General features: G+C 47.5%; 9 protein-coding genes and 3 tRNA genes. 6 read left to right on the top strand and 6 right to left on the bottom strand.

What is annotated here, in order from left to right; genetic code table 11:
* Positions 1 to 75 precede the first annotated feature (75 nt).
* Both ABO04_RS05260 and ABO04_RS05255 read right to left on the bottom strand, forming a co-directional pair.
* Complete coding sequence (locus tag ABO04_RS05260) at positions 76 to 939, bottom strand: carbon-nitrogen hydrolase family protein (protein WP_160809645.1); 864 nt, start codon at positions 937 to 939, stop codon at positions 76 to 78.
* A gap of 217 nt (positions 940 to 1,156) precedes the next feature.
* Positions 1,157 to 5,035, bottom strand: a complete 3,879-nt coding sequence (locus ABO04_RS05255) for a YhdP family protein (protein ID WP_160809644.1) — start codon at positions 5,033 to 5,035, stop codon at positions 1,157 to 1,159.
* A 321-nt stretch (positions 5,036 to 5,356) separates the two neighbouring features.
* Here ABO04_RS05255 and glnE point away from each other — a divergent pair, with 321 nt between their 5' ends.
* Entirely contained in the window at positions 5,357 to 8,146 is a 2,790-nt protein-coding gene (gene glnE, locus ABO04_RS05250; protein WP_160809643.1) for a bifunctional [glutamate--ammonia ligase]-adenylyl-L-tyrosine phosphorylase/[glutamate--ammonia-ligase] adenylyltransferase, read from the top strand.
* A gap of 159 nt (positions 8,147 to 8,305) precedes the next feature.
* Positions 8,306 to 10,660 carry a fatty acid cis/trans isomerase gene (locus ABO04_RS05245; protein ID WP_160809642.1) on the top strand — a complete coding sequence of 785 codons (2,355 nt, stop codon included), beginning with the start codon at positions 8,306 to 8,308 and terminating at the stop codon, positions 10,658 to 10,660.
* Positions 10,661 to 10,979: 319 nt separating this feature from the next.
* Here ABO04_RS05245 and ABO04_RS05240 read toward each other — a convergent pair.
* From ABO04_RS05240 to ABO04_RS05230, 3 genes are all read right to left on the bottom strand, one after another.
* A tRNA-His gene (locus ABO04_RS05240) sits at positions 10,980 to 11,055 on the bottom strand.
* Positions 11,056 to 11,106: 51 nt separating this feature from the next.
* Positions 11,107 to 11,183 (bottom strand) — tRNA-Arg (locus ABO04_RS05235).
* A 44-nt stretch (positions 11,184 to 11,227) separates the two neighbouring features.
* Positions 11,228 to 11,304: transfer RNA gene (locus ABO04_RS05230), tRNA-Pro, on the bottom strand.
* 507 nt (positions 11,305 to 11,811) lie between these two features.
* Between ABO04_RS05230 and ABO04_RS05225 the strand changes: the two genes are divergently transcribed.
* The 4 genes from ABO04_RS05225 (at position 11,812) to ABO04_RS05210 (ending at position 13,610) form a co-directional block, all read left to right on the top strand.
* Entirely contained in the window at positions 11,812 to 12,000 is a 189-nt protein-coding gene (locus ABO04_RS05225) for a hypothetical protein (protein WP_160809641.1), read from the top strand.
* Positions 12,001 to 12,447: 447 nt separating this feature from the next.
* On the top strand, positions 12,448 to 12,831 hold the full coding sequence (crcB, locus tag ABO04_RS05220; protein WP_160809640.1) for a fluoride efflux transporter CrcB: 384 nt from the start codon (positions 12,448 to 12,450) through the stop codon (positions 12,829 to 12,831).
* Between the two features lie 15 nt (positions 12,832 to 12,846).
* The gene (locus ABO04_RS05215; protein WP_160809639.1) at positions 12,847 to 13,179 is read left to right on the top strand and encodes a DUF190 domain-containing protein; all 333 of its coding nucleotides are present in this window, start codon (positions 12,847 to 12,849) and stop codon (positions 13,177 to 13,179) included.
* Entirely contained in the window at positions 13,176 to 13,610 is a 435-nt protein-coding gene (locus ABO04_RS05210; RefSeq protein WP_160809638.1) for an EamA family transporter, read from the top strand. Before ABO04_RS05215 ends, ABO04_RS05210 begins: the two co-directional genes overlap by 4 nt.
* Positions 13,611 to 13,871: 261 nt before the next feature.
* Here the strand turns inward: ABO04_RS05210 and ychF are convergent, their stop codons facing one another.
* The gene (gene ychF / locus ABO04_RS05205) at positions 13,872 to 14,963 is read right to left on the bottom strand and encodes a redox-regulated ATPase YchF (protein WP_160809637.1); all 1,092 of its coding nucleotides are present in this window, start codon (positions 14,961 to 14,963) and stop codon (positions 13,872 to 13,874) included.
* Positions 14,964 to 15,004: the final 41 nt, after the last annotated feature.

The raw sequence follows: 15,004 nt of genomic DNA, 5'->3' as shown, positions 1-15,004 counted from the left end.
GCAAGTAAACCACGGCCGCAAGATGGTAGCCAAGGCAATAACCTGCAGAAAATGAAGGTTAATAATTATATCTTCTCAACAGGCAAGCAAGCACCGATGCTCCAATGCGGGCAGACTTGCCCGTACGCTTGACTGATATACACGATCGATTTCTGCAAGTACCACCCCGGCTCCGCGTGGAAGGCGATCAATAATTACACCCCACGGGTCAACAATCATACTATCGCCATTAGTCTCACGTCCGCTCACATGAAACCCTCCCTGCGCCGGCGCAATCAGATAAGCCTGGTTCTCAATCGCACGAGCACGAATCAGTGTCTCCCAGTGAGCCTTGCCGGTAATAGCGGTAAACGCAGCGGGTGCAAGAATAATATCTACCTTGCCCATCATGCGGTACAGCTCGGGAAAACGTAAATCGTAGCAGATGGACAACCCCATCCGACCAAAAGGTGAATCAATTGCGACCACCCGGTTCCCAGCATCAATCGTTCTTTTCTCAGCGAAATTCTCGTTACCCAATGATAACCCGAACAGGTGGATTTTATCGTATCGTGCCACCTGTTGACCGTGTTCATCGTACACCAGGCAGCTGTTGTACACCTTATCCGAGAGCGGTGAAACCAAAGGTACCGATCCCCCTGCCAGCCAGATACCGAATCGTTTGGCAGTTTCGCTCAAGAAGTTCTGAATTTCACCTTCCCCGGGATTTTCACGCACTGCCAGCTTATCAGTATCCTTCATTCCCATGATACAGAAATATTCCGGCAATACCACCAGTTGAGCTCCTTTTGCAGCAGCCTCTTCAATCAATCGAAAAGCCTCCTCAAGGTTAGCTGTTACACTGGGGCCGGAAGCCATCTGTACAGCTGCCACCCGCACCTTGGAATCAGCACATGCGCTGGGAAAAGTAGCCAATTCAACATTTGTGTCAGTCAACATAATTCTCCCCCTTCCTGCATTTAATTAGTACTGTCAAGCTGTTCATGTTCAGCTTTCCTTTTTCTCTGCTCCGAACTCGGATTTTCATTTTAATAACAAGCATGTGAATGTTAGATCTTTCTGCAATTTTTATTGTATCCAGCCCGGATGACACAATTTTGACAGCCCATCTAAAACAATTTTATTGATTTTGCTCCGGGCTGAGCTGTATAGCGACTCATGGCTGTTCAAGCGGTATCTCTTCACTCAACCTGACTACGATCGGATCACTCCAGCTGCCGGTTATAGCGTATTCATTAAGCAGCACCCGGTCAAAAGGATCCTGCAGCGTTCCCGAAGCAATCATGGCAGCAATGCCAGCAATGGGTGTTACCAATCCAAATGAGGGAAATACTTTCAAATTCAAGGCCTGAGTCTCATTTACCAAATTCCACTCTCCGCTTAGGACAAGTTCGGCCGAACTTCCGGAAATATATAAACTATCAGTCGAAGCCATGCCGTTCCGGATAACAACATGCCCACCCAGTTCATCAAAACTGAATCCTTTACCAAATACATCATAAAAGTCCAATGTCAATCTGCGAGGCAAGGATTTCAGATCGAAAATCCCCAACAATCTGCCGATACCAGGCTTCAGTTCTATGAACTGCCCAGCATGAGCATCAAACTGCAGATCACCGGATAAAGTGGGAAAGCTGATTGAAAACGGTCTACCTACCCATTCCAGATCACCTGCTACTGTTCCCTTACCACGCGCGATACGACTTGGGTAACCATAGCGCTTCAGAAATTTACCGATGTTATCCGATTGCAGCCAAACATGACTGAACACTCGATAAGGCGGATTATGATTTTCCCACAATCCCCTGGCCTGCAACCTGCTATCTGGATGTCTGATATCCAGATTCTCCACCTCCCAGCCATTCTGTTTTTGCACAGCACTCAATTTCATCTGGCCCAGCAACACACCATCCATGATCAGTTCATCGGCTTCAATGTCCATAGCCGGCCAATCTCCAGGACCAGCAAGATTGTGCTGCAGTAATACAGATTCAGGCGCAGCCTCCGGCATAATCAATCTGTCCAGACGCGCTACCACTTTCTGTGGAGATACTGTATGCCAATCTATCTTGCCAGCAACCTCACGGCTGGAAACCTGCGTTTGCCAGGCATTATCCTGCCTGTCGATAGCAAGATGGACATCGTTGAAGTAGCTGGACAGAAACTCAAACTGCCCGATTCTCAAATCAAACTGTACTGATCTGGTCAGGATATTATCCAATCCACGCGCTGTACGATCAATTGAGACATCCGCTTCAGCGTGCCTCCGAAACAATTCCCGCCACTGATCCCATTCCAGCCTGGGAACTGCACCCTCAATCCGGGTAATCTGATCCTGTGGCAACACCCCTTTTCCGCCAAAATGGATGATGCCACGTACCGGATGGTAACGATGCGCTTCTTCATGAATACGCTGAAACTCTACGGTAGCAACATCCCCGTAGCGTAAACGGGTACGATCGTCATGCGGCCAGGTAAAATACTTTTCCAAACGTAATGGGATAACTTCCGCTGCTGTTTTGGAAAAAGGAGCTGGTAATGTAAGCGCCATTCCTTCCAGAGAAGACTCAATCACGATACTGGCCTGATTGTGTCCGATATTTATTCCACACTGCCAGTCGGCACTTCCTTGCATGAACTGTGTCCAGAGGTGCGATAAATTTATTGGCTCGGTTGTACCCCCATCCGCCTGAAAACGATCAAAATCAACCCGTCCGCTTGCAGTAATATGCGTATCCCCTTCCGGCGTAGTAACAGAAGATATCTCAGCTGGACCACCCAGTACCTGGGCACGAATACCCTCCAGCGCCATATCATTCTCAGTAAACACCAAGAATCCATTGACTTGATAGAAATCAGGAACATATCGGTCAAAATTGATCCGATTATTCATAAATTGATACTGCCCCTGCATTCCGGCAACGGAAAATTTTTCTTGAGAAAGCGACAAGGAAACATCTGCCTGTAACCGTCCCTTTCCAGAAAATTCAACCCGGTTCAATAACTCATCGATATGCTGGTTTACATCTGTCTTGCGCAATAAAGCAACTATCTCATCAGTCTCTCCCTCCGCCACTCCCTTTATCCTGATTTTCGGCTGTTCTGCATACAAATCGCTGGATTGCAGCATAAATTTCTGTAACCTGATGTCGGAAATACTGGCAGAAGAAAGCGATATATCCAGAGCGCCATCCTGTATCGAGACATGTCCTGTCATCCCGGAAACTTCCGGCCAGCTATCCGGGATTTTGACGTCGACATTGCTAATATCCGTTTCCGCACGGATGGATAATCGACCTGTTTCCTCTCTTTTGTCAGCTGACTGATTATTCAATGCGCCCTTGATGTGAAACCTTGCATCATGCAACTGCCCCGAGATGACAGCTTTGCTAATCTCGTTCATCGTGCTTTCCTCAATCCACCAGGCAATGTATTGACCAAGAAGAGACATATCAGCCTGTGATAAACGCCCCGTCAGATCAATCTGCCCAGGCAAATCGCCATTAAAAGTGTAGTTCCCCTGGAGCACCCCATTTCCAGCATCATTCGCAAAAATAATGTTATTGAACTTCAGCGTTTCATGATCGCGTGCAATTTCCCAGTCCACACGCCCGATCAATGCATCCAGGCGTAATTTTTCTTCCGGTTGCTGCGTCCTACTGATTTCCATATTTTTCGAAGACAGAAACAGGGAGCCACTTGTTTCTGTAGTATGGATAATCCCGCTTGCGCCGCTAAATGCAGGATATTTGCCAAATGACTGCACGGCAAGATCACTGAAGACAGCACTCACTTTGAAAGGTGGTTTTTCAGACCAACTGCCCTGCCATTCGAGATTTGCACGTTTTACAGTGCCACGCGGTGATAATTCGGACAGGAATTCATGTATAACATTGTCCGGTGGCAGACCGGCGACAAGTCTGGTCAGCACACTCAGGTCGAGCCTTTCCGCCTGCAACCTGTATTCAGATGGACTACTGTCCTTGCGATCCAGCACACGCCACGATGCTGCAACTGGCCCGACCAAAGATAAATCTTTCAATTCAACACCTAAATCACGAACAAACCACTGCTCATTTGTGCCCTGTATATCTTCTGTTTTGCTCCATCCAGCACGACCATACAAATGATCCACTTCCAGCAGAGGTAAATGCGGCGCAAAACGAACTGCTACTTCCTGCAAATTGATATCTGCCACCCAGCGCGAGAATTTACCGGCACCAATATCCGCCCAGGCACGCATGCTGCCTGTCCCATGCTCAAGCAGCAGATCATCCGGCAGCGTTACCCTCTTCTGCCAGCGTTCCAGATTGAAATCCTTCAATTGAACAAACAAGCGCCCTTGCCATGCTGACAATGTCTGCACCGAATCACCAGTCAAATCTCCACGCATATCCACCTCAGAAAACAGGGAATTGGATGATTGGGCCCGCAACCCGAATTGATGATGCTTGCCTCCCCGTTTGTTCTGCAGATGCAAATCAACCGATTCAAAATAATGTACCGAATCACGATGTAATTCATCCTGCCAGTAGATGCTTGCCTGTTTCACAATCAAGCGGCGCTGACGCAGCAGCCAGTCAAGAAATCCACTTTCCTGCCGGCCCCCGCTCAGAGTGATACCCGCAATATGCAGCAAACCCTCCGCATCCCGACGCGTTATCAGGGCTGGGCGGTCAATCACAATCTCGTGAAAATTCAGTTCACCACGCAACATTGATCGCCACGAAACGGTGCCTTCTATCCCCGGAAAAACCAATACCGGCTGGTCTTGTTGATCATGCACACTGACACCTTGCATCAACAAATGTGGACGCAACCCATCCCAGCTCGCCTGGATGGTATCAACCTGCACTGGCTGCCCGGCAACATAGGTAAGCGCTGCAACGATATCAGAACGATACTGCCCGATATCCGGCAAAATCCAGTAACGCAATGCAAGCAGCACCAGACAGAAAAATATTACGCCAACCAAAAGAAATCTGCCTGCCCAACCCAGGCAAATCACACAATAACGCAGAAAGTAACGTGGCATAAACCGACTCAATACGAAACCGGCTCCCGGAATATCTCATCCGTTACCTGAAATTTATTGTCCATTATGAGAAATAACAGTCTTTACACCCTTCAACGGGATATCATTTCCGCAAAATCATGCGCTACAGTAAAAACAAGACATTTTATGCGAAGCGGTCAACGTATCTCTAAAAATAAGCTGTGCAAAGTAACATGCAGGGTGCGCCACCACTGCTCACACAACAGCCGATTTCTGGATGCACCTTGTGATACATCAGAACTATAAAACCAGCCACATCAACTTCATACGACTTGTCCCGTAACTGCTCATCTTTCTTCTATGACGACGCCAACCAGCACATCCCAGGAAGCCTCTATTGTGAACAGCATCCTGCCTTACAGCCAGTACTTAAAGCGAGTGCTGGAAAGCGAGCCCAAACTTTGGCAGGAACTCCTGGAACAATTACATCACCTCTTTACGCGGGAAGAAATGCTTGATTTTCTGCAAAATCCTTCAGCATGCCTGACAGATGAGTCGGATTTACACCGTTTACTGCGTCAACTGCGCAAACGTGTCATGCTTCGGCTGGCGACACGCGATCTGGCCGGACTGGCTGATTTGCACGAAGTCATGTCAACCATGACTACGCTGGCCGATGTAACGATCCAGTTTTCACTTGAATTTCTCCATGCGGTAATGACGCAACCAGGACACTTTGGCAAACCAACAGGAGAAAAAACCGGTGCAGAGCAACAATTACTGATTGTAGCCATGGGAAAGCTGGGAGGGGGCGAACTCAATGTATCCTCTGATGTGGATCTGATTTTTATTTATCCCGAAGACGGCGAAACGGATGGCAGAAAATCCATTACCAATCATGAATTTTTTGTCAGACTCGGGCAAAAGCTGATTGCAAGTCTGAATGATTATACCGCGGACGGTTATGTGTTTCGTGTCGATATGCGATTGCGTCCGTACGGTGAAAACAGTCCACTCGCCATCAGTCTGACTATGCTTGAAGATTACTTTGTCACACAGGGCCGCGAATGGGAACGCCATGCCTGGATCAAGAGTCGTGTAATCTCCGGTTCATCCATCGCTGAAGCAGCCTTGATGGAATTAATCGTACGTCCTTTCGTATTCCGCAAATATCTGGATTTTGAAGCCTATGAGGCAATGCGCAGCCTGCATATACAACTGCGAAAAGAAGTAGATCGACGCGAGCTACACGATAATATCAAGCTGGGCCCCGGTGGAATCCGCGAGATTGAATTTATCACGCAGGTGTTTCAGCTCATCCGGGGTGGACGGGATGCCGATCTATGTATCCGTCCCACGCTTGGTGTTCTGCAGCGATTAAAACAGAAACAGCCACTTCCCGAACAGACGGTTGAAGAGTTGGTCGAAGCTTACTGCTTTCTGCGCAAACTCGAACACCGCCTGCAATATCTGGATGATCAGCAAACTCAAAACCTGCCACAAAATCCGGATGATCAGGCACTGATTGCAAAAAGCATGGGGTTTGCCGATTACAACAGCTTTCTCAAGCACCTCGATCTGCACCGCCAGAATGTTACCCGCCATTTTGAACAGATTTTTGCAGCACGCCGTAAAGCCGTAAGACCCGGCACGTTTGCCCGGATCAGACCCGGGCAGACCAACGATAATGAGATAGTCAAGGCTTTCAGTAACCAGCTGAAAACACTGGGATATACCGATCCAGACAAAGTTACTGCGCGCGTTCAGAGATTTTACGATAGCACTATCTTCCGGCAACTGAGCCATCCTAACCAGGAACGCCTCCTGGAACTGATGCCAACATTGATGGAAGTGGCGGCCCGGGTTCCCCCAGTGGAAATCACCCTGGAGCGCATGCTGCAATTACTCGAAAAAATCGGACAATATTCAGCCTATCTTGCTTTATTGCAGGAATATCCGCAAACCCTGCTGCGAGTAGCCAAGCTGGTCAGCGTCAGCCAGTGGGCCAGCGATTATCTTGGCAAACACCCGATTCTGCTGGACGAACTGCTCGCCCCATCCGGCTTGCATACTTTGCCAGACTGGCCAACGCTTAAAACAGAGCTTACCCATCAGCTGCATCATGCCAATATACCCAAGGCACAAATGATGGAATGGCAAATGGATGTATTACGACATTTTCAGCATGCACAGGTATTTCGTCTGCTCGCCGTTGATCTCGAAGGAAATTTATTACTGGAAACACTCAGCGATCATTTAACTGCACTGGCCGATATTATTCTCGACAATGTTTTGCAACTCGCCTGGCAGGGATTAAAAAAGAAACACCGGAAATCACCCGTTTTTGCCATTATCGGCTACGGAAAACTTGGGGGAAAAGAACTGGGTTACGTATCCGATCTCGATATTGTCTATCTTTATCAGGACAATCATCCTGATGCCATGGAGACTTATACCAAGCTTGCCCAAAATATCAATCTATGGCTCACCAGTCATACTTCCGCTGGCGTACTTTACGAGACGGATCTGAGATTACGTCCGAATGGCACCAGCGGATTACTGGTTAATTCTATTGAGGCTTTCTCCCTGTACCAACATGAACAGGCATGGGTGTGGGAACACCAAGCACTGACACGCGCACGCTTTGTCATTGGTAATTGTAATGTAGGCAAGAAATTTGAGCAGATACGTAAAGACATTCTTTGCCAGCCACGTGACCTGGTAAACCTCAAACGTGAAATTCTGATGATGCGAACCAGAATGCTGGAAGCGCACCCGAATTCCACGCCGTTGTTCGATATCAAGCATGATCATGGTGGCATTATCGATGTGGAGTTTATCGTGCAGTATCTGGTTCTGGGTTACGCACACCACTATCCACAATTGACCGGAAATATCGGTAACATCGCCTTACTCAAGCTTGCAGGAGAACTTGGGCTGACATCCGCCGGGAAAGCAAACGCAGCCCTTGTCGCCTATCGTGAACTCCGACGCACACAGCACCAACTCCGACTGAGCGGCATACCTGAAGCCACCGGCACAACCCTGTTGAAAGATGCATCCCAGAAGTTTGCTCGCGTAACAAACAATTATTTAAGTAATGCCAGGCAGGCGGTCTTTCGACTGTGGGAAGATGTTTTTGGTACGTAGGCAAAGACTGTATTTCAAAAGAAGACTTCTCTCGATTCACTTCCGTCGCTTCCGGTAGTATGGGCCTTGGGATAAAATCCGCTCTACCTGATCTGATTCTGGAGCTTGTCGGTGCGTATACATTACCCATTCCTATATTTTTTGCCAAGTCTCATTTTTATGCTGTCTGCATGCCAGGACAGCAAACATTCTCTGCCAAGCAGCCTTTCGACTCCGTTTCGCACTGAGTTACCCACACCGGTCGATTTACCCCCACCTGCGCAGCACCTGGTTTCTTTCACAAGGGAAGTCCAGCCGATCATTGAGGCCAAATGCCTTTCCTGCCACAGTTGTTTTGACGCACCCTGCCAGCTTAAACTGGAGAATACCGAAGGTTTGCTGCGCGGCGCTTCCCAGGAACTGGTATATAGCAGTACACGCACCGAAGCAGCGAAACCTACCCGCCTGGGAATCGATGAACTGACTGCCGATGGTTGGCGCAAGCAGGGATTTTATTCTGTATTGCAATCAGAAAAGAAACAATCTCAGGCATTGCTGAAAAGAATGATCTCCCTGAAAAAACAGTTTCCGCTCCCGCCCAACAGCAAACTGCCCGACACAATCGAAACAGGTTTTTCCCGCGAAAACCAATGTGTTCTCGAAGGAGAATTTGACGATTATGCACACGATCATCCCTATGAAGGTATGCCACTTGGCACCAGTGGCCTGACTGATCAGGAATACTCACTTCTGGCCGGATGGCTGGATCAGGGAGCCGTGATACCAATTGAACCCACTGTTACCCTGACACGGGATGAAGAACAGGCAATTCTGGCGTGGGAAACCCTATTCAACTGGGAAGACAATCGCAGTCGGCTGGTGGCGCGCTGGTTGTACGAACACTTGTTTCTAGCTTACTTGTATTTTCCGGAATCCGGAGATGAACCCCGTTTTTTCGAGCTATTGCGCTCGTCTACCCCTCCTGGTGAAGCTGTCATACCGATCGCTACCGTCAGCCCGAATGATGACCCGGGCGGATCGTTCTTCTATCGTCTGCGCCCGATATCGGGCGTAATCACGCACAAACGTCGTATCTTTTACCCGCTTGACCAGGAAAAATTGAAGCGTATCAGCGAACTGTTTTACAGCGAAGACTGGACTGTGGATGATTTGCCCGGTTATGGGTACACAGAACGCGCCAATCCATTTGTTACTTTTGCTGCCATACCAGCACGCGCGCGCTATCAATTTATGCTGGACGAAGCGGAATACTTTGTGCGCACCTTCATTCACGGACCGGTTTGCCGTGGCCAAATTGCAACCGATGTGATTCGTGATCACTTCTGGACACTATTCCTATCCCCGGAATCCGACCTCTTTGTTACCAATAATGTTTATCAGCATCAGGTCATCCCTTTATTGGGCGTACCCGGTCAGAATGATAATTTGCTTGATGCCGGTGAAAACTGGCTGCGTTATCTCAAACGCCATAATAATTATCTGGCATTGCGCCAGAAAAATTATGTCCAGCAACAGCCACAAGGAGCATCACTCACTCATGCCTGGAATGGCGATGGTCACAATAAGAATGCCTTGTTGACTATTTTCCGCCATCACAATAGCGCTTCCGTCGTGAAAGGACTTGCTGGAGCTATTCCTCAGACTATCTGGCTAATGGATTACCCCCTGCTGGAGCAAACCTACTACCAGCTGGTCGTCAATTTCAATGTATTCGGCAACGTTGCTCATCAGATCCTGACACGGCTTTATTTTGACCTGATCCGCAACGGCTCGGAACAAAATTTTATCCGGCTGCTTCCAGCTGGACAACGAAAAACCGTATTAAGCGACTGGTATCAGAATTTGGGCAAATTGAAGTTTGGTATCATCTATAACAACATTGACGATAACTCGCCATCAGCCGAACACTTCACCACGGACAACCCAAAATTGGAGCTGGCATCGAACATACTTGAACATTTCCAATCTATCAATGCTGTACCACATGATCCGCTGAACCGCTGCAAAAAAGAAATCTGTGGGCGTGGTGACCAACCACTCTGGATACAACAGGCTGACCATGCATTATCTGCTATTGCCGCACGACCCGCTGCCAACCTGCCCGGAATCATCCAGCTTCCGGAGGTAACATTCATCCGCGTCACACATGAGCAAAAGAAAGAGCGTACAGTTTATACACTGCTGAGAGATCGCGCTCATAGCAACGTTGCCTTCATGTTGGGAGAAGAGCTGCGCTATCAGCCGCAGAAAGACCACGTCACTATTTACCCGGGCATTACTGGCAGCTATCCCAATTTCATGTTCAACGTTCCCCTTGCACAAATCGAAGAGTTTGTATCGAGGCTCAGCAAAGCAGAAGAAACAAAGGAATTCGAACAAATTGTAGAAACCTGGGGAATACGGCGTACACATCCGCAGTTCTGGCAGATCCTACACGACATCACAGCCTGGCAAAAACAACGACAACCCTTGCAGGCAGGTATTTTTGATATTAACCGCTATGAAAATTTCTAGAACCTGCCAGATTTAGACTCTTGCTCTTACTTACTGTAACGCAGCTTACTGCATTCAATCATGATTCTCTTTAAATCAATAACTTACGAAAACACGACAGCCTGTTAAAAATCGTAACGCGACCTGGCTTAAATCTTCCGGCACGTACCATACTCGTTGCGGGATGACAGTGAGATGAGCTGCATGACAGTATTATCGCTTGAGAAAAACCAATAAACGAATCTACAAACGTTAGACAAGCAGCAAAAAAGCTGCAAACTAGCCATGACGATCGTGCAGAATCAATACCGTCTAGTAAATTATTAGGGTCTGATATTGATGGGGTGGCTGATGGGACTCGAACCCACGACAACCGGAATCACAATCCGGGACTCTACCAACTGAGCTACAGCCACCATGGATCTGAAAGCCAACTTAATCTGATCAAGACAAGATCAGACCTAATCTGGCGTGCCCGACAGGAATCGAACCTGTAACCCCCAGCTTAGAAGGCTGGTGCTCTATCCGGTTGAGCTACGGGCACCTCTACTCAAACCGGGCTCTGGCCCGTATCAACGACACGAAAATTGGTCGGGGTGGAGAGATTTGAACTCCCGACATCCTGGTCCCAAACCAGGCGCGCTACCAGACTACGCTACACCCCGGAAAAGTCGCTCACTATACCGATTAACCAGGCAAGCGTCAATCAGACATAGCATTTGTATAAAAATAAATAAACTACCCGAACAGCCACAATCCGGATAATACATCCGGCTTCTCTCTCAAATAGGATTTCGAATCCGGCAATTGACCAATTTTGCCCACCATGCCCTCATTCAGATATTAATTGGGGCTTTCCCGGCTCATTCCAGCCTTTATCTTTTCAAAATTCAAAAAATACACCCAGTTTAACAAAAACATACCATGCAATATCTTGCCGACAATACCAATTAATAACAACGTATTACATCTCACTCTCATACAAAAAATCTACGCACAAAAGCATCTTGCGCCCCAAGAGAGTGAGAAATCAAACCTAAAAAAATTAAAAACATATTGACAACGACCATAATATCTGGCATTAAATAGTTGTCTTCTGAAAAGGAAGGCAACAGGTCTAAACAGTGAGAAGAGCTATATTGTCAATATATTTTTCTTATAGGAGACTGAAAATGAAACTCATACTTACCGCTGCTGCTCTGCTAGTAGCTTCAACTGGCTTGACTGGATGTATTGATACGGACAAACCCGGTAACTACCCACCAAGCATGATGATGGAACGTAGCACAATGCCGGATAAAGTAGACCAAGCAACAGATCAAACAGCGAATCAGGAAGCAGAACAAACAAACAAGCAATAAAAAGGAAAACATGAAAAAACAAATGTAACCGCCCCTCCGGGGCGGTTTTTCATTGTGCCTGAAAAATATAGTTTTATAAGTGTCCGTGATACAAATTTATTTCCATCCGTAAACTTCTCCATAATTCTATTTTATATCCAACCAATCAAGTCAAGTTTCCAGTTTAGTATCTGTTAATCTCAATAAAATCCATACCAAGGGTTCTGTAATTCTCCACTTGATCTAGCTGTAGCAACACCAGAAATACTCAAATTGTTATATCTGGGGTAATTGAGAAACTATCTGATACAAAAGCGAGATAAGAAAAACAGTAGAATACCTATTTCTGAACAACTCCGTCTGGATACCACTATCAGTTCCAGATGATCGAGATAATTGCTTCCTAAAATGTTGAACCCCACGATATGCCGGTGTAAATCTACTTTATAAAACATGGAAACCAATGTCATGATCCGCTCCCTGCTGGCAATATCGCTGGGGGCGTCACTGGGGGCCATCCTGCGCTGGAGCCTGGGTATGACCCTCAACGCGCTGTTCCCAACCATTCCACCAGGAACATGGCTGGCCAATATGCTTGGTGGTTATTTAGTAGGCGTAGCAATCGCGTACTTTGGTCAGCATGCAGGCTTGTCTCCCGAATGGCGGCTGTTCATCATTACCGGATTTCTGGGAGGCTTGACAACTTTCTCAACATTTTCAGCAGAAGTCGCTACATTGATTCAGCAAGAGCGCCTGTTATGGGCAGGCGTAGCTATGTCAGCCCACGTATTTGGCTCATTATTAATGACATTTCTAGGGCTAGCCACCTACGACATTTGCAAGCACCTATGATATAAAAGAGGCATTATGCAAGGTTATCAATTGACATTCTTCACTCAGCAGAACCGCACGCACAAGCGTCAGTTCCTGAGCAACTGGTTGATTGAAGAAGCCCATAAACTTGGAATCGGTGGCGCAACCTTGATTGCAGCAACCGAAGGTTTCGGGCGTGATCGCAAATTACACGCTGCACGTTTCTTTGAGCTGGCGGATCAACCCATCGAGATAACAATGGCACTTAGTGAAGCAGAGAGCAAACGTCTGTTTCAACGGCTACACGATGAAAAAATTAACATGTTCTATATCAAAATACCAATCGAATTCGGTATGACTGATGATCTGCCGGGAGATCAGGAGTGACTTCAAACGACTGGTTCTATTGGGCACTGTTATCCGCTGTTTTCGCGGCATTAACTGCTATTTTCGTCAAGATAGGCATTCAAGACGTAGATTCTGATCTGGCCACCTTGATCTGGACAGCCATTATCATTATTGTTTTATCTGTATTTGTGGCTTCCACCGGTAAATGGACCAACCCCTTTGAATTATCACCCAAAACATGGCTGTTTCTTGGTCTATCCGGTTTAGCTACAGGAGCCTCCTGGGTGTGCTATTTTCGGGCACTCAAGATCGGCGATGCATCCAAGGTTGCACCCGTGGACAAATTCAGCCTGGTACTAGTGGCTACATTTGCTTTCATTTTTCTGGAAGAACGTCCATCGTTTCAGGAATGGCTCGGAATTGCAATGATCGCAGGAGGCGTGCTTCTCCTCGCACTCAAACGATATTAATCATTAAGCTACCGCTCGGCTTCGCAACATTCTGACCATGTCAGTCTTTAGTCGCGCCAATTTTATTGGCCAACGGAAGATCATATACGCCCCCCCAGACATCCAATCCAACCCTCACATAGACCAGCACAGTCACTTTGTACGAGCAAGGACTAGGCACAATCTCTATATAATCGAAAATCCCCGGAATTTCCGGGGTTCTAGCGTTGTTTCAGGGCTTCAAAGCAATTTTATGAAATGTTGAGAAAAGGCTTGTTTAGATTAGACGTTGAACAGGAAATGCATTACATCTCCATCCTGAACGATGTAATCCTTACCTTCCACCCGCATTCTACCTTTCTCCTTCGCGCCGGCTTCACCGTCACACGCAATGAAATCAGCATAGGATATGGTTTGTGCACGGATGAAACCTTTCTCGAAATCGGTGTGGATAACGCCCGCTGCCTGCGGAGCGGTATTGCCCTTGTGTATGGTCCAGGCGCGTACTTCCTTGACACCGGCAGTGAAATAGGTTTGCAGGCCGAGCAGATCGTAACCTGCGCGAATCAGGCGATTGAGACCGGGTTCTTCCAGCCCCAGATCAGCCAGAAATTCCTTTTTATCTGCTTCGTCTAGATCGGCCAACTCGGCTTCGATCTTGGCACACAGCGCCACGACCGGTGCATTTTCTTTTGCTGCGTACTCACGCAGATGATCAAGATACGGATTGTTCTCGAAGCCGTTTTCCAGCACATTCCCCACGTACATGGCGGGTTTGATCGTCAACAGACACAGCGGCTGAATGATTTCCTTTTCTTCGTCCGAAAGCGGAAACGTGCGCGCCGGCTGTCCCTGATTAAGGTGAGGTACCAGTTTTTCAAGCACCGCAACCAGTTTGATTGCTTCCTTGTCACCGGATTTCGCTTTCTTGCCGTCACGTGCAATGGCTTTGTCCACGGTTGCAAGATCAGCCAGTGCCAGTTCGGTCAGAATGACTTCGATATCGGCTAGTGGATCGATCTTACCAGCGACGTGCACAACGTTTGGGTCATCGAAACAGCGCACAACATTGACGATGGCGTCTGTTTCACGAATATTGGCAAGAAACTGGTTACCCAGTCCTTCTCCCCTGGAAGCACCTGCCACCAACCCGGCAATATCGACAAATTCTACGATGGCCGGTTGCACGCGCTGTGGATTGACGATTTTGCTCAGCTCTGTAAGGCGTGAATCAGGCACTTCAACGATGCCAACATTGGGTTCGATGGTGCAGAATGGATAGTTTTCTGCAGCGATACCCGCTTTGGTCAATGCATTAAATAAAGTGGATTTGCCAACATTGGGCAAACCGACGATTCCACATTTCAAGCTCATAATCCGGTTTCCATCGATTTCCTGAAAGTTGTACCAGAATA

The organism is Nitrosomonas sp. HPC101, from assembly GCF_009833125.1.
Taxonomy (GTDB): Bacteria; Pseudomonadota; Gammaproteobacteria; order Burkholderiales; family Nitrosomonadaceae; genus Nitrosomonas.
Note: the sequence above shows the minus strand (reverse complement) of the source record. Positions and strands in the feature narration are given on the sequence as shown.